Source organism: Paraburkholderia flava (genome assembly GCF_004359985.1).
Taxonomy (GTDB): domain Bacteria; phylum Pseudomonadota; class Gammaproteobacteria; order Burkholderiales; family Burkholderiaceae; genus Paraburkholderia; species Paraburkholderia flava.
The window spans coordinates 474,469-496,766 of record NZ_SMRO01000004.1 but is presented as its reverse complement, the minus strand read 5'-3'; the positions used below and the strand labels follow the sequence as shown (position 1 = coordinate 496,766).

20 protein-coding genes are annotated in these 22,298 nt (G+C 62.9%); 1 reads left to right on the top strand and 19 read right to left on the bottom strand.

The features are described from left to right. Nucleotides 1–9: 9 nt before the first annotated feature. The 13 genes from E1748_RS30220 to E1748_RS30160 form a co-directional block, all read right to left on the bottom strand. Entirely contained in the window at nt 10–756 is a 747-nt protein-coding gene (locus E1748_RS30220) for an IclR family transcriptional regulator (protein WP_133650976.1), read from the bottom strand. A 77-nt stretch (nt 757–833) separates the two neighbouring features. Further along, nucleotides 834–1,604: a YkgJ family cysteine cluster protein gene (locus E1748_RS30215; protein WP_133650975.1), complete on the bottom strand. Its 771-nt coding sequence runs from the start codon at nt 1,602–1,604 to the stop codon at nt 834–836. Nucleotides 1,605–1,728: 124 nt separating this feature from the next. Next, nucleotides 1,729–2,244, bottom strand: a complete 516-nt coding sequence (locus E1748_RS30210) for a GlcG/HbpS family heme-binding protein (RefSeq protein ID WP_133650974.1) — start codon at nt 2,242–2,244, stop codon at nt 1,729–1,731. A 150-nt stretch (nt 2,245–2,394) separates the two neighbouring features. Further along, complete coding sequence (locus E1748_RS30205) at nt 2,395–3,387, bottom strand: MBL fold metallo-hydrolase (RefSeq protein ID WP_133650973.1); 993 nt, start codon at nt 3,385–3,387, stop codon at nt 2,395–2,397. A gap of 4 nt (nt 3,388–3,391) precedes the next feature. After that, nucleotides 3,392–3,994: a hypothetical protein gene (locus E1748_RS30200; RefSeq protein ID WP_133650972.1), complete on the bottom strand. Its 603-nt coding sequence runs from the start codon at nt 3,992–3,994 to the stop codon at nt 3,392–3,394. A 187-nt stretch (nt 3,995–4,181) separates the two neighbouring features. Then, nucleotides 4,182–5,579: an ATP-binding protein gene (locus tag E1748_RS30195; RefSeq protein WP_133650971.1), complete on the bottom strand. Its 1,398-nt coding sequence runs from the start codon at nt 5,577–5,579 to the stop codon at nt 4,182–4,184. Continuing rightward, entirely contained in the window at nt 5,576–6,307 is a 732-nt protein-coding gene (locus E1748_RS30190) for a response regulator (RefSeq protein ID WP_133650970.1), read from the bottom strand. The genes E1748_RS30195 and E1748_RS30190 overlap by 4 nt, the downstream gene beginning before the upstream one ends. Before the next feature lie 216 nt (nt 6,308–6,523). Continuing rightward, complete coding sequence (locus tag E1748_RS30185) at nt 6,524–7,432, bottom strand: DUF1571 domain-containing protein (RefSeq protein WP_133650969.1); 909 nt, start codon at nt 7,430–7,432, stop codon at nt 6,524–6,526. Between the two features lie 75 nt (nt 7,433–7,507). Next, nucleotides 7,508–8,029: a hypothetical protein gene (locus E1748_RS30180; RefSeq protein ID WP_133650968.1), complete on the bottom strand. Its 522-nt coding sequence runs from the start codon at nt 8,027–8,029 to the stop codon at nt 7,508–7,510. 285 nt (nt 8,030–8,314) lie between these two features. Then, entirely contained in the window at nt 8,315–9,967 is a 1,653-nt protein-coding gene (gene pilV / locus E1748_RS30175) for a shufflon system plasmid conjugative transfer pilus tip adhesin PilV (protein ID WP_133650967.1), read from the bottom strand. Further along, complete coding sequence (pilM, locus tag E1748_RS30170) at nt 9,946–10,416, bottom strand: type IV pilus biogenesis protein PilM (RefSeq protein WP_133650966.1); 471 nt, start codon at nt 10,414–10,416, stop codon at nt 9,946–9,948. The genes pilV and pilM overlap by 22 nt, the downstream gene beginning before the upstream one ends. Before the next feature lie 404 nt (nt 10,417–10,820). Then, on the bottom strand, nt 10,821–12,113 hold the full coding sequence (locus E1748_RS30165) for a lipase family protein (protein ID WP_133650965.1): 1,293 nt from the start codon (nt 12,111–12,113) through the stop codon (nt 10,821–10,823). A gap of 186 nt (nt 12,114–12,299) precedes the next feature. Beyond that, a complete protein-coding gene (locus tag E1748_RS30160) occupies nt 12,300–13,451 on the bottom strand; it encodes an alpha-hydroxy acid oxidase (protein ID WP_133650964.1) in 1,152 nt (383 codons plus the stop codon). Between the two features lie 109 nt (nt 13,452–13,560). On the opposite strand from E1748_RS30160, the gene E1748_RS30155 reads away from it, so the two are divergent. Then, nucleotides 13,561–14,418: an IclR family transcriptional regulator gene (locus tag E1748_RS30155; protein ID WP_133650963.1), complete on the top strand. Its 858-nt coding sequence runs from the start codon at nt 13,561–13,563 to the stop codon at nt 14,416–14,418. 13 nt (nt 14,419–14,431) lie between these two features. Here E1748_RS30155 and dapA read toward each other — a convergent pair whose 3' ends face one another. From dapA to E1748_RS30125, 6 genes are all read right to left on the bottom strand, one after another. Continuing rightward, on the bottom strand, nt 14,432–15,337 hold the full coding sequence (gene dapA, locus E1748_RS30150) for a 4-hydroxy-tetrahydrodipicolinate synthase (RefSeq protein ID WP_133650962.1): 906 nt from the start codon (nt 15,335–15,337) through the stop codon (nt 14,432–14,434). Between the two features lie 21 nt (nt 15,338–15,358). Beyond that, nucleotides 15,359–17,173 carry an ABC transporter permease subunit gene (locus tag E1748_RS30145; RefSeq protein WP_133650961.1) on the bottom strand — a complete coding sequence of 605 codons (1,815 nt, stop codon included), beginning with the start codon at nt 17,171–17,173 and terminating at the stop codon, nt 15,359–15,361. 3 nt (nt 17,174–17,176) lie between these two features. After that, nucleotides 17,177–18,262: an ABC transporter ATP-binding protein gene (locus tag E1748_RS30140; RefSeq protein WP_133650960.1), complete on the bottom strand. Its 1,086-nt coding sequence runs from the start codon at nt 18,260–18,262 to the stop codon at nt 17,177–17,179. A gap of 50 nt (nt 18,263–18,312) precedes the next feature. Further along, on the bottom strand, nt 18,313–19,410 hold the full coding sequence (locus E1748_RS30135; RefSeq protein WP_133650959.1) for an ABC transporter substrate-binding protein: 1,098 nt from the start codon (nt 19,408–19,410) through the stop codon (nt 18,313–18,315). A gap of 32 nt (nt 19,411–19,442) precedes the next feature. Beyond that, nucleotides 19,443–20,870, bottom strand: coding sequence for an FAD-binding oxidoreductase (locus tag E1748_RS30130; RefSeq protein ID WP_133650958.1), 1,428 nt, complete (start codon nt 20,868–20,870; stop codon nt 19,443–19,445). Between the two features lie 404 nt (nt 20,871–21,274). Beyond that, nucleotides 21,275–22,291: a DMT family transporter gene (locus tag E1748_RS30125; protein WP_133650957.1), complete on the bottom strand. Its 1,017-nt coding sequence runs from the start codon at nt 22,289–22,291 to the stop codon at nt 21,275–21,277. Nucleotides 22,292–22,298: the final 7 nt, after the last annotated feature.

Genomic DNA, 22,298 nt, shown 5'->3' with positions numbered 1-22,298 from the left:
TGCGCGCGATTACTTCGATCGCTGTGCCCGCTGCGCATCACGCAACGCACGCGCGTCGCCACCGAGTGCTTCGGTCGCGCGCGCCGCGCAATCGAACAGCGCATTGAGATTGTTCGCGACGAACGCATCGTCGATGCGCGAACTCGGACCCGCGAGCGTGACGACGCCGCGCAGCGTCTGCTGGATGCCGAACACCGGCGTCGAGATGCCGGCGGTGTCGCGATCGCGCTCGCCGATCGACACGCAATAGAAATCCTGACGAATCCGCTCGAATGCCGCACCCGGTTCGCCGCCGAACGCGAGCAGCGTCTGACCACCCGACCCGCTTTCGAGCGGCAGCACATCGCCTTCATGCACATGAAACCGCACCGCGTGTTTCGAATCGACGCGATGCAGGCACACGCGCACGGCACCGTCGCGCACATAGAACGACACGCTCTCGCCGCTCGCTTCGGCGAGTTCGCGCATCAATGGCAACATGACGTCGCCGAGATTCAGGCTGCGCTGATACAGCGCACCGAGCAGAAAAGTGGCGGGTCCTAACTGATAGCGGCCGTCGTCGAGACGCACCAGCAGACGATGCTGGATCAGCGCGCCCGCGAGACGCAACAGCGTGCTCTTGTAGAGGCCGGTGCGCGCGGCGAGTTCGGCGAGCGTGAGCGCATTGTCGGTCGGCTTGAACGCGAACAGGATCGCGCATGCGCGGTCGATGACGGCGACGCCTTCCTGGTTGCGTGGTGAGGGATCCGCGGACATGCGTGCGAGGGTTGGCGAATGATGTGCCGATTTTACGTGATGTATCGCGGGCGCAGTGAGCGAATGCGTTGCTTCGATTACGTCGCTGCGAAGAATCCGAGGTAGCCGTATGCGTTTGTCGCGTCCGGTACGTTCGCCTGTGCGCCGACCGATTCGAGCGTGCCGATGGTTTCGCGGCGGTTCGATACGAACGTCCATTGATGTGACGTGTGCGTTTGGGCGTGCGCTTTCGCTGCATCGATTGCATCGGATAACGCATCGAGCAACGCGCGCGGTTCCGGTGTGTACGTAACGAAGCCCTCGTTCGCGAGCGCCGCGCGATCGATGCCGAGCGTCGCGCACAGATGCGCCTTCGCCGGCACGTCGCGCTCGCCGGCTGCGCGCGCGCTATCGATCACCGCCTGCACTTCGCTATCGACGAGCCTGCCTTCGCGCAGCATCGGTTCGCCGTGCCACGCATCGGTCGGGCAGCCCTTGTTCGCGGGATCGAGCGTGACGAACGGATTGATCTCCGCCGGATAGATGCGGCACACGTGCGGCCGCGTTTCGTAGATGCCGCAGCGCATGTCCGCGCCGAGATTCGGACAAGGACCGTCGAACGTACCGGTGAGCAGCACCGCGATGCGCACTGGCAACGTGCCGCTCGTGGCGGGGAATGAGCGCGCGCGACGGTAGTTCGCCTCGCGGTTGTCCGCGTCCGGTTCGACCGGCCACGGAATCGCCTCGCACATCAGCTCCACGCGATCGCCGCGCGCGAGCCACGCGCGCGCTTCGTCGACGGTCAATGCGAGACGCAGGCCGTGGCAGCATTTGCCGCACATCGTGCAGTTGAAGTCGAGATCGTTCATTGTGGTGTGGGCTGCGGGGATCAGGCATTCTACCGGCGCGCCGGGTTTTGCGCGGGGTGTGGCGCGCGGTGCCTAAGTGAATCTCGACACCGATCGCAAGCGCCTCCGAGGTGGCGGAAGAAGATCACGGGACCAGGCGATCCTTGATCTTGTCTAAACCCGCGTGAGCACAGGCGTCGTCGATCTTGTCTCCCGGCGCTCCAGCGGCGCCGATTGCGCCAATGGTCTCAGATCCAAGCTTGATGACGACGCCACCGCCGAACAGCAGAAGATGAGGCAATTTCGAGAAGGGTCCCCCGGGGGCGACCGTGTTCTGCACCTGCCCCTTGAGCGTCAAGGTGTCGATCTTCAAGCTGACGCTCGTGTACGCCTTGTCGCTCGCGCTTTCCTGCGTATGTACTCCCGCTCCGTCGCCGCGCAACGTAGCTTCGGGGACGCCATCGATGTCCACGAGGGTTGCGGATTCCGTGTAGCCCCTGACTGCACAGGTGGACACGACAGCGGCCACCGCTTCATTGGCCAGCGCGGCGGAAATGCGGTGATTCAGGACAAGGTCAACGGCGAATGCGGGCTTTGGAGTCGCCACTAACAGGAGCGAACTGCTCAACACGATTTGCTTCCAGCTGCGGCGGTAACCCATGCCGTGATCTCCCAGGCCGACGTTGAAATGGACCACTCCGTCATGCGAGCGTTTGCGGGAGCGAGCGCTCTCGAGTCAGCTGCGAAGCGGGCGATTCGCAACATCACTGCGCGCATGTCGGCACCCCCATCGAAACTTCCTGTGTGCGCTTTAAAGCGGGCCGTTCTTCTTGATCTCGGCATATATGGCGCCAATGAAGCGGTCAGCGCTGTTGCCAAGGCCTGCTGGCAGGGGATCGAGTCCCCCGCGGACGCGAGCATCGTAGGGAGCCGTCAACTTTGCGGCCAGGACCTGATCGAGCGAACGATCCGCGGCGATCATCGCCTGCACACGCGCGGCAACGGCCACGATCATTTCCCGGTACGGAACCAGGTCGTCCCGCGTAATGATGCCGCCGTGGCCAGGCACCAGCTTCGTTCCTGAGTCAGCAATCTTCTGCGTGAGATCGATCGCCGCGAGCATGCCCTTGAACGTGCCGCCATGAGCAGGATCGACAAACGGATAGCCATAATTCCGATAGATATCACCGATCATCATGACGTCCGCGTTCTCAAACCGCACGAGGGTGTCCCCGTTCGTGTGGCCGGGCGGCGCGGCGATGATATCGATCGTCTCGCCATCCATCCGGATCTTCAGCATCGAGTTCGGCCCATAGGTGATGGTCGGCAGCCGGGCCGGATCGGTATAAGACGCCGCGCGGCCGATCGCCGCGAGCAAAGCGGGTGGTGGCGGCTGGTTCAGGTCTTGCCATGCTTCTTCCCGCGCAATGATCAACGCGCCCTGTCTGGCAAAAAAGGGGTTGCCGCCGGTGTGGTCCGGGTGCGAATGGGTGTCGACCAGATAGCGGATCGGCCCCGGAGTGATCTTGCGGATCGCTGCGAGTGCCTTCGGTGCGAGCGGCGCATAGGACGCGTCAACCATCAACACACCATCGGGACCGGCGATAAAACCGATGCGTCCTCCAGCGGCCTCGGGATGTCCGGGGTCGGTACCTGGCGAGCCTGTCAGGGTATAGACATTCGGCGCGAGTTGTTGAGCCGTAAAAGCCGTCTTGTCGAAATCGATTCCCTGCGCGTGTGCGAAGGAGGCGACGGTTGATATGACAGTGATGCAGAAGGGCAGCAGCAGGGTCTTGCGAAGCATATTTTTACTTCCCGAGGTTGACTTGTTTGACAGAAGGGATTGAGTTCGAAGCCGTGCCGCCTGCCTGTTCGACGATCGCTTGGGCTTCGCTTTTTTTGCTGCCTGAAAATGGCGGCTTGACCGACAGGAACGGCTTCCAGATCGCGACGGGAAGATTGATGAGAAACAGCGTGAAGACTATTGCCCCGTAAAAGGACGCGTGGGACGCGCTCTGCACAAACTGTTGCGCCAGTTGATTGTGATCAACGCTCCAGTGAGCCCACTGCCTCGAAGCCTGCAACGCAGGTGCGACAAGCGCGGAGGCTACGACCAGGCCCACGACCGTCAGCCCTATTTTTATCCACACCCAGATCGGTGGTCGGCGCCCGTATCGCAGGAGGGTCATCGCTACGCCTGTCACGATAACCAGCCAGAACCCAGGGGCAGTGAGCGTTCGCGCGGTGACGCCGGTGAGATCGCGACCGAACGTGAGCATTTGCAGACTGGAATCTTCGGTCTGCTTCTCGATCACGAAGTCGACGAAGCGCGATCCGACTGACAGAGCAATACCGAGGAAATGAAATAAGAGAAGGGTACGAAAGGCGTTTCGCCTGATAGCTTTTTGCATGGCATGAGTCCTTGAGCGTCAACGTGACATTCCGGACCCCGGCGCAGCCGGCCGACATCACGGAAGCAAGCGCTCCTAATGTAGAGCGAGCACATGCTGCCGGATGTTTAGTGATATTTAGAGATGTTGCAGCGTGCTGCGGGACGTGCGCACGGGGAATCCGGCCGATGCCTCAAGCCGACGGCTGCTATGCCGAAACGTGTGTTGTCGACGGCGGCATCTTCAGTCTGCTAGCTGGCAAATCATCGCTGCCGCTCTGATGAAAATCTGCTCTGAGGGATAGGCGCACGCACAATCCACATGGCGACCTGTCGGACAAGGTGATCGTGCCGCCCTGGCGATCAACAATATCTTTCGCAATGGAAAGGCCCAGCCCGAACCCGCTCTTCGCCACCGAGCGTGCGCTGTCAACCTTGAAGAACGGTTCGAATACCTTCTCCCGCAGGTCTGCGGGAATGCCGGGGCCGTTGTCCCAGACTTCGATTCCGACTGCACCCGGACCTCGTTGTTCAAGGGAAACCCCGACCTGAGTTCCATGCTTTACGCCGTTATCGATGATGTTCATGACTGCGCGGGTCAGCCCCTCCGGGCGGCAGACAAAATTCAGGCGCGCCGGGCCGGAGTAAACGACATCCGATCCGATGTCGCTGTACGCATCGCATATCGTCTGTAACAGACTTGGAAGATCGACAAGTTGCAATGCCTCCGACGTTCCTCCATCACGCAAGTAAGTCAATGCGCCGCGGACCATGCCGTCTATGGCAGAGATATCGCTCAACATGGCGGCGCGTGTCCCGGCATCCGTCACGCGCTCGGAACGGAGCTTGAGACGCGTCAGCGGCGTGCGCAGGTCATGACTGATCGCGGCCAGCATGCCGGTTCGATCGTCGACGAGCTTGCGGATGCGTCGGCGCATGTCGTTGAGCGCTTCCGCAACCTGTGCAATTTCGGCGGGGCCGCTGGTGTCCAGCGGGTCGTCGTTGTGCGGGGATTGCCCAAATGCCCGGGTTGCCCGGGCGATCGTCGACAAGGGTCTTGTGACCCAACCGATCGCGTAGATCGAAAGTGCCAGAACGACGACGACAATCAAGCCGATACCGACGATCGCCTGGACGGTGATAAACGTCTGCAGCAATTGCCGTTCGGATTCCTGAAACAGGAGCGCTCGCCCGTCGCCAATATCGACGGCGATCGAATGCGTGGCCATCGCAATGGGATCGATATGCCAGCTCTGCCGCAAGCCGGCGGACACTCGCTTCACGTAGCTGCTCGCCTCGCCCGAGGCGTCAGGCAGTTCCCGTTTTGACACCAGCCGGACAGAGCCCGTGCTTGATTGCGCACCGGCGATCACATTCGCCAATTGCTCGGGCGAGCGGGCGTTCGCCGCCTCTTTGACGATGGTCGCGATGCGGGCCGCTTCCGACGCGGCCTTTGCTTCCGGATCCATTCGCATCCCCGAACGCGTGACGACGATGCTCAATGTGGCTGTCGTCAGCAACACCCCCAGCAGAACGGACACGAGAACGACAGTGGTCAGTTGGGCCGCGATGCTCTTCGGCAAATATCGTTTGAGGCTGTCGATCACGACGCGTCCACCGGTGGAGTGAACAGATAGCCTCCAAGCCGCACGGTCTTGATTAGCGTCGGCTCTCGGGGATCGGCCTCGATTTTCTGACGGATGCGGCTGACATGAACATCGACGGTTCGCTCGGTAGGGCCGGCCGCGCCACCATAAGTCAGGTCGAGCAGTTGCTCCCGTGAAATGACCTGGCCCGGGTTAAGGCAGAAGGCGACAAGAAGATCGAATTCGGCACTCGTTGCCGTTATGCGCGCGCCATCCGGGTTATAGAGCTGACGTTCGACGGTATGGACGCACCAGCCGGCGAATCGAAAGGTCCGAGGGCGCACAGCGTCGGCGCCTCGTCCGAGCTGGCTCCGCCGCATGACGGTCCGAAGGCGCGCGACCAGTTCGCGCGAGTTGAAGGGCTTGGTGATGTAGTCATCAGCGCCAAGCTCGAGCGCGTTGATGCGATCGCCGTCATCATCGGACGCTGTCAGCATGATGATCGGCAGGCTCGACACGGTTCGCAAGCGACGGCAAATTTCAAGTCCGTCTTCGCCGGGAAGCATGTTGTCGAGAAGAATCAGATCGATGTCGCCATCGCGCAATTGAAGATCCATCTCCGTTGCCGAGGCGGCGAACCGTGGCGAAAACCCGTTCTCGGCAATGGTCTGGCCGATGAGGCGCGCCATGTCGACATCGTCTTCGACGAGCAGAATGCGCAGGGGCCGCGCGGGCAGCGACGGCGTCATCGATGGGAGCCGACTGGAAGAAACACCCGCTGCCGTTCCAGGCTTTCGTTCACTGGTGGTCACTACTCGCTACCTCCGTCGGGGTCCGCGGCCAGGCGCTGGCGACTCCCCGTCCCTGTAGAAGTCGAGATTGTTCGTCGTGGTGTGGGCTGCGGGGATCAGGGCATTCTACCGGCGCGCCGGATTTTGCGCGGGAAGCGCGGTGTTGCGCGCGGCCTAGAAGCGGTATGCGGGGTTCTTCGGATCGAACGTCGAGTCGTCGAAGGTTTGCGGCGTGACTGTTTCGAACACGATCTTTTCGAAGAGGCGGCCTTCGTTGTCGTAGGACTCGGCGGTCTGAAACCACGGATGCCGCAGATCGAGTCCAAGCGTTTCCTTCTTCGCGTAGAACTCGGGCTGGCCCGTGGGCGTTTCGTACGTGAATGCGACGACGCGTACACCGTCGATCGTCTGCACGTCGATCCGCTCCGGACGCATGACGCCGGACTCCGAGAACTTTTTGCCTTCGGCGAGAAACTGGCTCGCGATGAACTCGGTGCCGAGGTCGCGCACCTGATGATTCGACTGCGCATGCGCGAGCGCGCCGTTCATCGAGGCCCACATTGGCATCACGTTCAGCAGGCCGCCCAGGTGGCCGTAGATTTCGTTGCTGCGCCGGGATTCGTCATAGATGATTTCCTGGCCCGCATGCGCGCCGTCGGGCAGCCATTTTGCGTAGATCCGCAGGGGCTCTCGTGTGAGTCGCACCAGCATGTGATCGGCGCGCTTCGGCCAGATGCCGCGAATGCGCTCGCGACGCATCATCGTGAACTCGTACGACGGATAGCCGTTTGGTCCCGCTTCGATATAGCGCGGTACGGTCAGCGGATCGAGCGACTGGAACAGCGCGAGCAGCTGGGTGTCGTCGAGTTTTTCAAGCGCGCCGGTTTGTGCGGCGTGACGTAGCCAGCGGACTTGCTGATCGACTGGCAGCTTGCCGACCTGCGTCGGTGGAACGCCGGGGCTTCGTTCCGCTGTGGCCGCTGATGCGCCCGCTTCCGTTTCCGTTTCTGCGGCGCGAGCGTCGCATGCGATCCACAGCGACAGGGCGCTCGCGATCGTCAGCCACACAACCGCCGACCACATCGCGTCTCTGACGGAGGTGTGGAGGTTCCATCGGCGGTTGCATCGACGGTTGCGTGAGGCTTCTCGCTGCATGAACTATCGACGTCCGCCGCCGCCGTGAAATCCACCGCCGCCAGGGAAGCTGTTGCCTCCGTGGAATCCAGCGCCATGAAAGCTGTGGCCTCCGTGAAAGCCGTTATGAAAGCCGCCGTGTCCGCCATAGTGACCATGATCCCCATGATGGAAATGGTGAAAATGATTCACGAAGATGATCGATCCGCCGAAGCCGAAGGCGAGCGGCCCGTAGAACCACGGGTCGTAATACGGGTAGTACGGATAGTCGTCCGCATAGTCCGCATCGTTCGCGTATGGCGGCAGCACGTCGACGCCTGCGTCCGGCTGCTGGATCCGCCAGGTGCCGTCGGGCTGTTTGCATGCGAGGCCGGTCAGGTTCTGCGGGCTGCCGTCGACATTCGCGGTGGCGTTGACCGGCCGGCACGTGGGCGACACGGCTGCTGCGGTCGGTGAATATGACTGCGTGGCGGGTTGCGGCACGACCGCCGTCGTGCATGCGACGCAGCTGCACACCACGATGCCGAGTCCAATGAAATTGCGCATGAATTCGTCCTGCTCGACGGTCCGGTATCGCGACGCGGGGCGCCGCGCCGACACCGTGTAGACCCCATCGGTTCGCCTGGCAGGACGCATAGCCGGAGCACATGAAGGCTCGACGAAATGCGCCTGCTGTAGTCAGAACGTGTCGCGGGGTGGTGCTATTCCGTCGATTTGACGCAAGAGTTTGTTACCTGGTGTTTCAGTGACGCGTCGCGGGAGAGAAAGTGATCGGCGCGACGGCGATACGTGCTGCGACGTACCGCCACGGTCGCGCCGCCTTTACCCTTCTCAATACACGGTACTCACGTTCCACCCCATCTCTAGCGGCGTATTGATGACGGTTCCACCCCCCGCCGGACAGTAGCTGGAAAACCACGTTGCTCCGTTCGTACCCGGCCCCGTGAATGCCCCCCAGTTCGTCTTGATACTGATCACGTAATTGCCAGGCGGTAACGGCTGATTCAGCGACATGCTCACGCCTCCGGAAGCATCGGAGATATTAGGTGTCTGCATTTCCGTGTGCGCGTACGACGTCGTTTTCGACGAGTCCATGATGTCCAGATACTGCGCCAGTTGCCCCAGCCATCCCGACTTGCCGCATTGCGCATAGTTCATATGTGCGTAGCTCGTTACGGTGATCAGCGCATTGCGTTTGAGCGACACGTTTCGGTAGACGTAATTGTTCATCGTGCCGGAGACTGAATCCCATGAATTCGCGTTGTTCGGCGCGAGGCAGTTGGGGTAGTCATACGGCGGCCCGCTGGCCGGGTAGATGATCTGGCAGTTGGCGTCCATCGTGCCGAGCACAATAGTTGCCGTGCTTGCCCATAGACCGCTTTGACAGGACAGCACCTCGCCGTTCGAATTCACACCGATCTGCAATGCGGCTGGGTCTGTTTGGGCTTTGCCGTCGAGTCCTAGTCCGCATTGGTTACCCGCAGCAACGACTTTCGGGAAATTCAGCGCGCCATTGTCGTCGATCGCAACCGGCACCCACGTAGTCCCGTTCCACGTATAAGGCAGCTTGCTGTCGAGTGTGACACGCGTCTCGGCCGGCACCTGGCCTGCCAGCGTCTGCAACGCGGCAACATTGGCGACCGGCTCGCGCCACGACGTCGGCGTCCAGAATCCCCCGATGCACGTCAGCAAGTGATTGCTCGTATCGGCCGCGAAGGGCGCGGACGTGGCGGTGAAATTGGCACAGCCGGTGCCGGCCGTGACCATGCTTAACCCGATCGGCACATTCATCGCATTCAGATCCGGCCGGTTCGGCACCGCATTGCGATACAGAAAATCGTCGGCCGGTGAATTGCCCGGACCGTTCGTGAATACCTGGCTGACGAGATGGCCCGGCGTGCCCGCGCACGTCTGCGAGTTCCAGGTCGAGACCGGCGTGCTCCAGCCGCCATAGGCGCCAATCGCGGTAACTGGATTGCCCGCCTTGATCAAGCCACCGCCAACACCCGAGTTCGCCGCGATATAACCGATATCGGCGTCGGGAATTGGGGTGCCGTTGGTGCTGACGAGCAGCGCGTCGATCTGTCCGACGACCGGCTGCTGCAACAGCAGACAATAAGATTGCCCGAACGCGTTTTGGGCATTCGCGTAGCTGGCTGGGATCAGCTTTTGCGTCACCATGTCGGCAGTGGACCAGGTGGTGATCTGCCCGGCCGGAACGTTGTCGAGAACCGTCGCGTAATTCAGATTAATCGCCTGATTCACCGCATTCGCAAGCTGCTTTTGATACTCGGCAACCTGCTGATCGCGACTGTCCTTCAACGAACTGTTGATCATCGTCGCGATGCCTGCGATCACCATTGCGCCGATCAGCAGCGCGGCGAGCGTTTCGAGCAACGTGATGCCGCGTTGTCGTCGAGCGGGTCGAGCGTATCGAGCCGGTCGCGCAGCAGCGCGGCGCATCAGGAAACTTGTGCGATCCATACGGGCGTTCCGTCGGTGAGTGGGGGCATGCCGGCCGGCAGTGTGACGTTGCCGCCGTTGTTCAGTGGATTGACGATCTCTCCGCTCTGCGACGAGCCGGCTTCGACCGAGTAGCCGGCCTGCCTGAGCATCGCGCCGAGGAATCCGGGCGGCAACGGTACGCCGCCCGTGGCGGGGTACACGACGAGGACTTTGTTGTTGACGTAGTTCTGCCAGCGCGACGACGTGTAGTTCCAGTTGGCCGGCTGCACGAACTGCGTCTGCGGCACCGCACCCACCGTCGTCGGATTCTGCAGTACGTAGTTCTCGAGCTGGCTGCGGTAGGTCGCCATGTCGCCTGCCAGCGCGGCGGGCATGTCGGGTGGCGGGCCGGCCAGATTGGCATCCGGCAACAACGCATAAAAAGAAGCGAGCGCCGCGCCGGCAATCATGATCCAGATTGCCCACATATTGGACGTTCCTCGTCTGTGATCTCGCGACAGCTAGCGTGGCCATCGCGATGAGTGGGGTGACAGCTAAGGGCTCCTGCTGAAACGCGCCCGGCGCATAGCCTGGCAGTGCATTGCGTTAATTTCAAGACGAAAATGCGCTGACCGGCAAATGATGTCGATCGGATAGGGTGTCGCGAAACGCGTGTGTCGAAAGGCCGTGGCTGAACAGACCGTTCGGTGCGGTTTTTTCGATGACGCTGCGTTCGGTCTTACCGATCGATGCGATTCGATGGGTAAGGTTGACGGGGTCGCGCGCACACTGGCTTTATAGCGCGGCCCGCGAAACGATTTGCTCGGGTATGCGAAGTTAAATGCGAAACCGCGAATCGTTTGCCGGCCGGCTTGATGAAGAGAGGGGGGCGCTAGTTTCCGCCGGCAGCGGACGCGCTGTCCTGCGACGCATTCACCGGCCACGCCGGCAGCGACGCGCAGTTGCCGCCGATGCGCTCGCCCGCGAATGCCCGCGCGACGAACTGCGTCGAGTCGGGCAGCGAACCGTTGACGGTCGCCGAGTGATCGAGCGCCGGATAGAGATGCCATTCGATCCGGTCACCCGCTTCGCACGCATGCTTGACGAGCGCGACCTGGCCCGGCACGAACACGTCGCGGTCTTTGCCACCGGTGCCGACGAAGATCGGGATGCCGGACTTCAGCGTCGGGTATGCGGCTTGTTCGCTGATCTTGTGCAACATCGGTTTCGGCGAGCGCTTGAAGCTGCTGTCGAACGTCAGCTTGTCCGCGACGATGCGCTGTTCGATCGCGTGCAGGCAATCGCGCTGACTGAGTTCGAACGCGGGCATCGCGCGCTCGTTCAGGTAGTCGGCGGGAACGAACGACGGGTCGAGCATCGACGCGGTGCTCAGGCGCAGCATGTCGTACGCGAAAGTCGGCACGACGGAGCGGTGCGCGTTCGCAACCTCTGCATCGTCCGCGCGTTCGTGTGGAGCCGCGTACGGCGTGCCCGTCGCGACCACGCCTACGACGTCCAGCTCCGGCGCGTAGTCCTTTGCATAGACGGCCGTCGCGAACGCCGCGCGTCCGCCTTGCGACTGTCCGAACACGACGACCCGCTTCGACACGTCGAAGCTGCCACCCTCGACCGCGCGAATGCTGTCGAGCACACCGTACGCGAGCGGACGCGTGAGCCCGTACGGATGCAGGCCCGGCGTGCCGAGTCCCTGATAGTCGGTCGCGACGACTGCGTAGCCGTGCGCGAGCCAGTAGTTCAGGTAACGCGAGTCGCGCGGGCTGCGATGCTTGAACGACGGCGCGCACACGTCGGCGCTGCCGACGGTGCCGTGCGCCCACGCCATCAACGGCCAGCCGCCTTGTGGCGGTGTGCCCTTCGGCACGAACAGCGCACCGGACACGACGATCGGCGTGTGGTTGTCGATACCGTCGGTCGACGTGTACAGGATGCGGATGTTTTGCGCGGCGTCCGCGAGACTTTGTTCGGACGTCAGCGGTTCGGTGCGCAGCATGTGGCCGGGCGTCGATGGGATCGCATCGGTCCACATGTAGAACGCGGGGACGCCGCCGTCTTCGGTGACGGGTTGGGATTCGGCGGAGAGCGCGGTGGTCGACAGCGCAGTGAATGTGATGGCGGTTGCGGCGAAGACCAGTGCCGGGAGTGAGCTGAAGAGTGCGCGTGGCATCGGGTAGCGTTCCTTGAGTGGCGATGTGGTGCCGGCCTGTGCCCGGCGTCGACTTCGAAGCGGAGTCCGAATCGTCGCTTGAACCTGCATCGCGGTCAATCGGCAGTGCGGTAGGCAACCGCAAGCAGTTGTTCCGACGCTACCAGCCTGGCAGATAGAGAGCAATTCACGCCGAACACAACCGTATCACTCGCGGCGAACCGAGCCACGCCCCACAAATTCCACCCCCAACCTCGCAATCTCATTGCACCCAAGCAGCCGCATCGTGATCCGCATCTCGTCCATCATCAAAGCGAGCACGTGTTCGACACCGGCGCCGCCGCGTGCGGCAAGACCATACAGCGGCGCACGCCCCAGCAACACACCGCGCGCACCCAACGCAACCGCTTTCAACGCATCGCTGCCGCGCCGCACGCCGCCGTCGATGAAAATCGCGAGCCGGTCGCCGAGTTCATCCGCGATATCGGGCAACAGCTCGAGCGGCGCGAACGTGCTGCCGAGTTGCCGTCCGCCGTGATTCGACAGCACGATCCCATCCGCGCCGTGCGTTGCCGCGAGCCGCGCATCGTCGCGGCTCTGCACGCCTTTGACGATCAGCTTGCCGCTCCAGTGCCGCCGTACCCAGTCGAGGTCGCTCCACGCGAGCGTCAGATCCATCTGTCGACTGAGCATCGCTGCGTGGCGAGACAGGTCGTCGCGTTCGCCGACACTGCGCGCAATGTTCTTCAGTTGCGGCGAACCTTGCCGCGCGATCTGCCAGCACCAGTGCGGATGCGCGATGCAGTCGGCGAGAAGTTTCGGCGACACGCGCAGCGGCAGTTTGAAACCGTTGCGTGTGTCGTGGTCGCGCTTGCCGTGTACCGGCACGTCGACGGTCAGCACCAGCGTCGAAAAACCGGCGACGCTTGCGCGCCGCATCAGGTCCTCGGCGATGCGGCGATCGTCGGACACGTACAGCTGCATCCACAGGTCGCCGTCCGGTGCGGCGGCGCGTACGTCTTCGAGCAGCGACGTCGACGCGGTCGACAGCACGAACGGCAGTCCCGCATCGCTCGCGGCACGTGCGAGCAGTTCGTCCGCGCGTGGCCAGAAGAGACCATTGAGTCCGGTCGGGCCGACGATCAGCGGCGCCGCCGTATCGCGTTCGAAGAACCGCGTCGCGATCGAACCGTGCGACACGTCGGTCAGCACGCGCGGCTTGAAGAGCCACTGCCGATAAGCGTCGACGTTGCGTCGCAACGCATCGCCGTCTTCCGCACCGCCGTCGAGATAATCGAACGCGAGGCGCGGCAGACGTTTGCGCGCGGCGATCCGGTAATCGGCCACACATGAAAGCATGAAGGCTCCGCGCGTATCGAATCGGCACCCGCCAGACGATTCAATCGCATTACAATTGACGTAACTGCTATCCAATAATTCAGATAAACGCCCCGACACCGGTTCCGCCATGCCAGAACGTTCTCAACGTGCCCCACGTGCTACCCACGCGCCCCGCAAAACCAAAGCGGCCAGCGAGCCGACACCCGCGCCCCGTTCTTCGCTCTTCGTCGGCTCGACCGAAAAAGCCTTCCAGGTGCTGCACGCATTCGACGGTCCGAGCCGCCACATGACGCTCGTCGACATTGCACGCGCATCCGGCCTCGACCGCAGCGCGACGCAGCGTCTCGTGCACACGCTCGAAGTGCTCGGCTATCTGTACCGCGTGCCCGACACGCGCAACTACGGTCTCACCACCAAGCTGCTGCAGTTCTCGTACAACTACGTCCGCGCGAACGAACTGATCGACAAGGCGTCGCCGTACCTGCTCGACATCAGTCGACGGCTCGGCGAGACGACCAATCTGCTCGAACTCGACGGCGCCGACATCGTGTTCGTCGCGCGCTTTCCGGGCCAGCATCTGGTGAACATCGACATCGTGGTCGGCGCGCGTCTGCCCGCGATGTTCACGGCGGCGGGCATCGCGATCCTGTCGCGCCTGTCCGACGACCGCGTGCGCGACGTACTCGCGCAAACGCGCCTCGATCCGCTCACGCACTACACCGAAACCAATCCCGACAAGCTGCTCGAACGCGTGCGCAAGGTCGCGCGACGCGGCTACGCGGTGATCGAAAACGAAACCGTGCTCGGCGATATTTCCGTTGCGGCGCCGGTGACGGACCACGGCGGCATGGGCGTCGCCGCGATCAACATCTCGGTGCCGACGTCGCGCTGGTCGCGCGAACGCGTCGAAGCGGAACTCGCGCAGCACGTGCAGGTGGCCGCGACGTCGATTTCGAAATCGCGGCTGTCGGGTTATCCGCGCTGAACGTCTGTGAGTTTCACTGCGGCCACTCGAAGCGATCGAGTTGCCGCTCGACTTCGACGCGCAGCTTCGCCGACAGATCGGTCGCGGGCTGCACCAGCGGCGCGAGCATCGCAGGCGCGTGAACGCCGATCAGGTCCATCACGGACTTCATCGGACCCGGATTGGTCTCCGCGAACGCGAGGTTGATCAACGGGATCAGCGAGCGATGCAGCGCGAGCGCGTCCTGGGTGCGGCCTTCGCTCGCGAACCGGTGGATCGTCCGCCATGCGGTCGGCAGCATCGTCGCCGTGACGACGATGCCGCCGCGCGCGCCGGCCGCGACGTGCAGCGGAAACAGCGTGTCTTCGCCGCTCAGTATCGAGAACGACTCGCTGACGCCGGCGACCGTCCGCAGAAAATGCCACATGTCCGTGTTGCACGCCTTCATGCCGATGATCCGTTCGTGCTTCGACAGTTCGTGCAGCACCTCGGGCGCGATCGCGATGCGCGTGCGATACGGGATCTCGTAGATCAGGATCGGCAGCGGCGATTCGTCGGCGTAACGCATGAAGTAATCGCGGATGCCTTGCTGCGTCGGATTCGTGTAGTACGGCGTCAGCACCAGCAGACCGTCGGCGCCTGCCGCCGCGAATTCCTTGCCGGCCTGCAGCGCATCGTGATACCCCGGATCGAGCACGCCCGGAATCACGGGCACCGCGCCCGCCACTTCATCGACGACGAGTTCCGCCATCCGGATGCGCTCCGCGCGCGCGAGCGCACCGTACTCGCCGGTGCCGCCGAGCGGCACGACGCCGTCGATGCCCTGTTTCAGCAGATAGCGCATCAGCGTGCGTGTGGCGTCGACGTCGATCGTGTCGTCGGCATGGACGGGAGTGGGAATCGCCGGCAGGACGCCGCTCAGGTGTTGGGCTGAAAGCATGAAGTGTCTCTGTGTTGTTAGTCAGGAAGCGAGGCTGCGACGCCGCAGGCGATCGGCCACCCAGATCAGCACGGCGATGAACGCGAACAGGCAGGTCGACACGGCGGCGATGACCGGCGAAATCTGCATCGTGATTTCGTCCCAGAACTGCTTGGGCAACGTCGTGCTTATGCCGCCCGACGTGAAGAGCGCGATGGTCAGTTCGTCGAACGAGGTGGCGAACGCGAACAGGAACGACGACATCAGACCGGCGCCGAGAATCGGGAACGTCACGCGGCGCAGCGTCGCCCACGGCCGCGCGCCCATGCTGTGCGCCGCCTGATCGAGCCGCGTGTCGTAGTTGCGCAGCACGGCCATCATCGTGATGACGACGTACGGCACCGCCACGGTGGTGTGTGCGAGTACCAGTCCCAGAGACGAACCGACTAGCCCGATCTTCGCGAAGAAATAGAACACGCCGACCGCGATGATCATCCGCGGTACGACGATCGGTGCGAGCACGAACGCAAGCATTGCTGCCTTGCCGCCCATGCCGCCACGCACCAGCAGAAACGCGGCGGGCGTGCCGATCAGCATCGACAGGATGCCGGTGCCGATGCCGACCAGCATCGAGCGCGTGATCGCCTGCATCCACAACGGCGAATCGACGATCTGCTGATACCACTGCAGCGAGAAACCATGCGGCGGCCAGGAAAGGCCTGAGCCGGCATCGAACGACAGCGGGATCATCAGGAACGCGGGCGCACTGAGGAACACGAGCAGCAGGATCACGACGATGCGTAGTGTCAGGCTTTCGTTGTGTCCAGAAGTGCGTGCGGATCGGCGTCGGCGTGGGAACACGCTGATCAAAGCGTCCGTCACGTTGCCGAGCAACGTCAGCACCGCGTCGCCGAGCTTGCGGTTCCACTGGCCCGCGCGTCCCGGTTTGCGCGTGCTTGTGCCGCCGGCCATCGTCGACAGACCCACCATCCGGTCGTAGACGAGAAACACGATCAGCACCACCGCCAGCAGCAGCACCGAGATCGCGCCGGCGAAGCCCCAGTTCAACGCCTGCATCACCTGATCGATGATCAGCTGGGTGATCATCGTTTGATGGCGTCCGCCGAGCAGCGTCGGCGTGATGAAGAAGCCGATCGCCGTGACGAACACCATCAGCGCACCGGCTGCGACGCCGGGCAGCGACAGCGGGAAGTAGACCTTCCAGAACACCGTGCCGGGACGCGCACCGAGGGTTGCCGCTGCGCTAGGCAGACGTCGGTCGATGTTCTCCATCACCGACAGCATCGTCAGTACCGCGAGCGGCATCAGCGCATGCACCATCCCGACGATCACGCTTGAGAAGTGATACAGCAGGCTCAACGGCTGATCGATGATGCCGAGCGCGAGCAGCAGCTTGTTGATCACGCCGTTGCGGCCGAGCAGCACGACCCACGCGAACGTGCGCACAAGAAAGCTCGTCCAGAACGACAGCAACACCCAGAACAGCAGCCGGTTCTTGCGCTCGCGCGTGAGCGACGAGATCAGGTAGGCGATCGGGTAGCCGGTCAGCACGGAGAAGAAGGTCGTCCACAGCGAGATCTTCAGCGTGATCCACAGCACGTCGACATACACCGATGATGCGAAGAGGCGCCGGTATTCGATCAACGTGAAGCCAGTGCCGTTGTGCACGCTGAGCAGCAGCAACTGGCCGACCGGATAGACGAGCATCGCGAGCAGCAGCACGACGATCGGCGCGCCTTTCGCGCCGGGGTTCAGCCACGTGCGCCAGCGCGGGGGCCTCGGTGCGGACGACGATGTCGCGCGTGGTGCTTGTGCGGTAAGAGCGGAGCGGGTCATCGGTCAGCCCGCGATCGCGACGGCGTCGGCGGCGAGCCACGACAGGCCGAGCGTCTGCCCAACCTCGTAATCACTGCCGAGCCGATTGGTGGGGAATGCGGCGACGAGCGGCGCGGTATCGACCTCGCGCGGCTGCAGATAGAGTCGCGTCATGCTGCCGGTCACCATGATGTCGGTGAGCTTCGCGGACAGCATGCTGCTTTCGTCGGCGCCGTCATGCACCTTCAGGTTCTGCGGACGCAGCATCAGCTTGACCGTCTTGCCGTCGGCGATGGCCGGGTCATAGACCATCGCGCGGCCCTGCGGCGTGCCGCGTACGCTGATCTGCACCTGGTTGCCGGCGCGGCCGGTCACGGTCGCATCGAGCAGGTTCGACTCGCCCAGAAAATCCGCGACGAACACGTTCTTCGGTCGGAAGTACAGATCGGCCGGCGTACCCAGCTGCGCGATCGATCCGGCGTTCATCAGGCAGATGCGATCGGACATCGTCATCGCTTCTTCCTGATCGTGCGTGACGTAGACGATCGTCGTGCCGAGGTCACGGTGAATGCGCTTGATTTCGAGCTGCATGTGATCGCGCAGCTTCTTGTCGAGCGCGCCGAGCGGTTCATCCATCAGGATGATCGACGGCCGGTAGACCATGCAGCGCGCGAGCGCGATCCGCTGCTGCTGGCCGCCGGACAGCTCGCGCGGATAGCGGTCCGCGACGTGCGGAAGATGCACCATCTCCAGCGCCTGCATCACTTTGTCGCGCGCGGTCTTCGCATCGGTCTTGCGCATCTGCAGCGGAAACGCGATGTTCTGCGCGACCGTCATGTGTGGAAAGAGCGCGTAGTTCTGGAACACCATGCCGATGTCGCGCTCGTACGGTGCGCCCCACGTCACGTCGACACCATCGATATGAATCTGCCCCGAGTCGGGTTGCGCGAGCCCGGCGATCAGACTCAGCAGCGTCGTCTTGCCCGAGCCGCTTGGTCCGAGCAGCGTCAGGAATTCGCCTTTGGCGACGTCGAGATCGGTCGGCGCGAGCGCGACGAAATCGCCGTAGCGTTTGCCGAGGCCGGTGATTTGAAGGTTCGAGGCGGACATGGAGACGGCATCCTTGAAGTGACGGCGTGTCGGGTGTTTGACTCCGACGCTCAGGTCAACACCCAGCGGTTGAAGCGTTCGAGTGCGGCGCTTTGCTGTTCCTGCCAGTACTTCGCGTCGATATGCAGACCCGTCTTGATGTTCGCTTCGAACGTCGGGCAGTTCTTCGCGATCTCGGGCTTGATGAAGCTGAACGCTTCGGGTTGCGTGACGCCGGCCGGGAAGTATTCGACGAGCGACGCCTGGCGCTTCGGATCGGACGCGAACTTGATGAACTCGCGACACGCATTCGCATTCGGCGTGCCCTTCAGGATCGACCAGTTGTCGCAGCCCCAGATGTTCTGGTTCCACACGATCGCAACCGGCGCGCCGTTCGCGATCGCCGACTGCGCACGCGATACCCACGTGCTGATCATGTCGACCTCGCCCGAACCGAGCATCTGCTCGACCTGCGCGCCCGTCGTCCACCACACGTCGACGTGCTTCGAGATCTTGTCGAGACTCGCGAAGCTGCGATCGAAGCTGCACGGATAGACCTGAGAGGTCGGTACGCCGTCGGCCATCAATGCTTCTTCCATCGTATCGAACGGATACTTGCGCAACCCGCGACGACCCGGAAAGTCCTTCACGTTCCACATGTCGGCCCACGAGCCGGGCGCCTTGCGGCCCTTGAACGCGTCGGTGCGATACGCGAGCACGGTCGTGTAGACGTTGGTGCCCACGCCGAACGGCGACATGTACTGCTTCGGAATCTTCGCGATGACCGGATCGGCTTCGAGCCCGTGTTTCTCGAGGTATTCCTTGCCGCCGCCGGTGAGCAGCAGGATCGCGGGCTGGCTGATCTTCGCCATGTCCCACGTGTAGCTGCCGGTCTCGACCATGCTCTTGATCTGCGCGGTCGGCTCCGCGTTGGCCTGCACGCCGATTACCTCGATGCCGGTCTTTTCGGTGAACGGCTTGTAGAACACCGCACCGTAGGCCTTCGTGTAGATGCCGCCGTCGTCGCGGATGACGATCCGCTTGTTCGCCGCGCGCGACGGCGTCCAGACGAACGGAAACGCGACACTGGCCGCGCCGGCAAGAGCAGTCCTGATGACCGTGCGACGGCCGGGCTGTTGGATCTGATCGCATGCGGGTGGCTGTTTCATGTCGGCTCCAGGAGAAGGGATGTATCGAGTGATCAGGGCAGCAGACGGCCCGGATTGAACAGGTCGTTAGGATCGAGCGCGCGCTTCACGCTGCGCATCAGCGCAAGTTCGACGTCGGACTTGTAGTGCGCCATCTCGCTCAAGCCCGTCTGCCCGACGCCGTGTTCCGCGCTGAACGTGCCGCGCAGTTCGTGCGCGACGTCGTTGACGCAGCGGCGCAGTGCGGCGGCCGTCGCTGCGGGATCGGGCAGCTTGTGCCACGCGTCGAAGTCGAAGAACGGAATGAAGTGCGCGTTGCCGTCGCCGAGATGCGCGACGACGAGGATGTCCAGTCCGTCGACGATGTCATGCACGGCGCGCGTCGCCCGTTCGATGAACGCGGGCACGGCGGACACAGGCACGGCGCAATCGGTGGTCAGACCCACGCCGCCTTTCTTGTTCGCTTCCGACACGCTGTGGCGAATCTCCCAGAGCGTCGCGCGCTGCGTGTCGTTGCTCGCGACTACCGCGTCCGCGACGAGGCCCGCTTCGCTAGCCTGCTCGAGAGTTCGTTGTAACAGCTCGGTCATTTCGTCGCCGCCTTGCGTGTCCGCGAGCTCAACGAGCACGTCCCATTCGTACGGCGTGTCGAACGGATTGCGCCGCCCGTGGACGTGTTCGATCACGAGTTCCAGCTGACGCCGGTTGATCATCTCGAACGCGTTCAATCGTGAACCGGCAGCTGCCTGGAACAAGCCGAATACCTGCAGCGCGGCGGCGGGGTCGCGCGGCGCGAACCACGCGAGCGCGTGATGCGTCGGCAGCGGATGCAGCTTCAACGTCGCAGCGGTGATGATGCCGAGCGTGCCTTCCGTGCCGATGAAAAGATGTTTCAGATCGAGACCGGTGTTGTCCTTGCGCAGCGCACGCAGACCGTTCCAGACGGTGCCGTCGGCGAGCACGACTTCGAGACCGAGCACGTTGTCGCGCGTATTGCCGTAGCGCAGCACACCCGTGCCGCCCGCGTTCGTCGACAGCGTGCCGCCGATCTGGCACGACCCTTCGGCGCCGAGGCTCACCGCATACAGGCGTTGCACGGCAGCGGCTGCGTCCTGCACCGTTTTCAGCACGCAGCCGGCTTCGACTTCCATCGAACCGTTGGCTTCGTCGATGTGCCGGATGCGCCGCATCCGCGCGAGATTGACGATCACCGGCGGCACGCCTTCATTGGGCGGCACGGCGCCGCCGCACAGGCTGGTGTTGCCGCCCTGCGGCAATACGGGGACGCCGTGTTCTGCGCACAGGCGTACGACTGCGGCCACCTGTGCCGTATTCGACGGTAACGCGACGCACGTCGCGGGGCCCTTATAGCGGCCGCGCCAGTCTTCGGTGAAGCCTTCGAGATCGGCAGCGGCGGTCAGCACCGCATCGTCTCCGAGCGCGGTTTTCAGTGCGGCCAGCAAGGATGCGACGTCGTTCATTCCCGGTTCCCGATGCGGCGGTGTGTGAGAAAAGCATAGGGATAAAAAAATTGCATTGAAATGCAATTAATCGGAATGCGATTGATGTAAGCGTATTCACTGAAACCAACGAGCCCGGATCAGGCCCTGTCTGCGACCACTCAAATGGGAAACGGAGGGGCAGCCTGGCTATGCTGGGCGACACGGATATCGTGCTCATGTCACGGGCAGTGAGCCGCAACGCGTTCGACGCGCATGTGATGGCGGTTTCGTGTTTGCTGCGAGGTTCGATGACCGTTCCGGCGAACGTTGCGGTGATGCAGTCGCGCAGGCGGACGTGCCGTGGTGAACGGTGCTTTGCGGACCTGAGAATTTCTACGACGGCGGTGATTACTTCGCGGCGGCGGGTTGAGTGAGGCGTTGGGTCAGTTTTTTGCCCGAACCTTCAATGCGCGGCGCCGCAGATAGATATTGTTGAAGATCAGTGCCGCGCCGGTCATGCATGCACCGACGATCTGAACCTTCCCCGGAATGACGCCTGTGAGCGACGACACGATGAAGGTCGTCACAGGCAATACGTCCATGAACAGCACACCGTTGAGCGGCGTCAGGATCCGGTTGCCCATGTTCCAGAACAGGATTGCGACGAAGCCCGCCACCGGTCCCATGTAAAGCAGATGCGGCACGATCGCGCGCAACGCCGATGGCGTCGGCACCGGGACGACGTGCAACGCGAACAGCAGCACGTTGAGGCTGATAATCGTCGTGAGCCCGAGCCACGTCGTCACCGTCGTGTATTTGAGCGCAGACCAGTTTTTGAAATGCGACGCGCCGAACGTGTAGATCACCCAGCATAACGCCCCGACAACAATGAGCAGGTTGGCCGAGTAATGCTGCGGCTCGTTCAGCGCGGCGGCGATGTTCCCCTTCGTGACGACCAGCGACACGCCTGCAAACGACATCAGGATGAACAGCAGCGAGAACACAGGCGGCTTGCTGCGACGGACGATTGAGTTGACGATCAGGCCCATCATCGGCTGTGTGGCCATCATGATCGAGGCGGTTAGCGCACCTTCTGCGCCGGCAAGCTGCTGCCCGAGAAATACAAACGAACCGAACCCGCAGAAGCCGACCGACCCCAGCAACCATGCAAGCGACATCGATTCCCCGTTCGCGCGCAAGGCGCCGGGCCCCTCCTTGATCGACAGCAGCACGAGAAACGCAGTGCCCGCAATCAGGTAGCGCAGCGATGTGAACGTGAACGGATCGATGTGCGTCAGCGCATTCGTCATCACCGGAAACATGACGCCCATCAGTACCGTCGCGATCACGCAGAACAATACGCCTCGACCGTATTCGCTGCGTGGTGTTGCAACGCCCGCCGCAACAGGCGATGCCTGCACGCCGGCTGCGACAGCGGGCAATTCGATCCGCTTATTCATGAATGAT

Excerpts from the sequence above, each read along its gene's own strand:
- pilM (WP_133650966.1), bottom strand. The coding sequence starts at position 10,416 with ATGTGGGCAATCTGGATCATGATTGCCGGCGCGGCGCTCGCTTCTTTT.
- E1748_RS30215 (WP_133650975.1), bottom strand. The coding sequence starts at position 1,604 with ATGAACGATCTCGACTTCAACTGCACGATGTGCGGCAAATGCTGCCAC.
- E1748_RS30130 (WP_133650958.1), bottom strand. The coding sequence starts at position 20,870 with ATGAACGACGTCGCATCCTTGCTGGCCGCACTGAAAACCGCGCTCGGA.
- E1748_RS30180 (WP_133650968.1), bottom strand. The coding sequence starts at position 8,029 with ATGCGCAATTTCATTGGACTCGGCATCGTGGTGTGCAGCTGCGTCGCA.
- E1748_RS30140 (WP_133650960.1), bottom strand. The coding sequence starts at position 18,262 with ATGTCCGCCTCGAACCTTCAAATCACCGGCCTCGGCAAACGCTACGGC.
- E1748_RS30190 (WP_133650970.1), bottom strand. The coding sequence starts at position 6,307 with ATGACGCCGTCGCTGCCCGCGCGGCCCCTGCGCATTCTGCTCGTCGAA.
- E1748_RS30200 (WP_133650972.1), bottom strand. The coding sequence starts at position 3,994 with ATGCAAAAAGCTATCAGGCGAAACGCCTTTCGTACCCTTCTCTTATTT.
- E1748_RS30165 (WP_133650965.1), bottom strand. The coding sequence starts at position 12,113 with ATGCCACGCGCACTCTTCAGCTCACTCCCGGCACTGGTCTTCGCCGCA.
- E1748_RS30145 (WP_133650961.1), bottom strand. The coding sequence starts at position 17,173 with ATGACCCGCTCCGCTCTTACCGCACAAGCACCACGCGCGACATCGTCG.
- E1748_RS30160 (WP_133650964.1), bottom strand. The coding sequence starts at position 13,451 with ATGCTTTCATGTGTGGCCGATTACCGGATCGCCGCGCGCAAACGTCTG.
- E1748_RS30125 (WP_133650957.1), bottom strand. The coding sequence starts at position 22,291 with ATGAATAAGCGGATCGAATTGCCCGCTGTCGCAGCCGGCGTGCAGGCA.
- E1748_RS30205 (WP_133650973.1), bottom strand. The coding sequence starts at position 3,387 with ATGCTTCGCAAGACCCTGCTGCTGCCCTTCTGCATCACTGTCATATCA.
- dapA (WP_133650962.1), bottom strand. The coding sequence starts at position 15,337 with ATGCTTTCAGCCCAACACCTGAGCGGCGTCCTGCCGGCGATTCCCACT.
- E1748_RS30210 (WP_133650974.1), bottom strand. The coding sequence starts at position 2,244 with ATGGGTTACCGCCGCAGCTGGAAGCAAATCGTGTTGAGCAGTTCGCTC.
- E1748_RS30155 (WP_133650963.1), top strand. The coding sequence starts at position 13,561 with ATGCCAGAACGTTCTCAACGTGCCCCACGTGCTACCCACGCGCCCCGC.
- E1748_RS30220 (WP_133650976.1), bottom strand. The coding sequence starts at position 756 with ATGTCCGCGGATCCCTCACCACGCAACCAGGAAGGCGTCGCCGTCATC.
- E1748_RS30135 (WP_133650959.1), bottom strand. The coding sequence starts at position 19,410 with ATGAAACAGCCACCCGCATGCGATCAGATCCAACAGCCCGGCCGTCGC.
- pilV (WP_133650967.1), bottom strand. The coding sequence starts at position 9,967 with ATGGATCGCACAAGTTTCCTGATGCGCCGCGCTGCTGCGCGACCGGCT.
- E1748_RS30185 (WP_133650969.1), bottom strand. The coding sequence starts at position 7,432 with ATGTGGTCGGCGGTTGTGTGGCTGACGATCGCGAGCGCCCTGTCGCTG.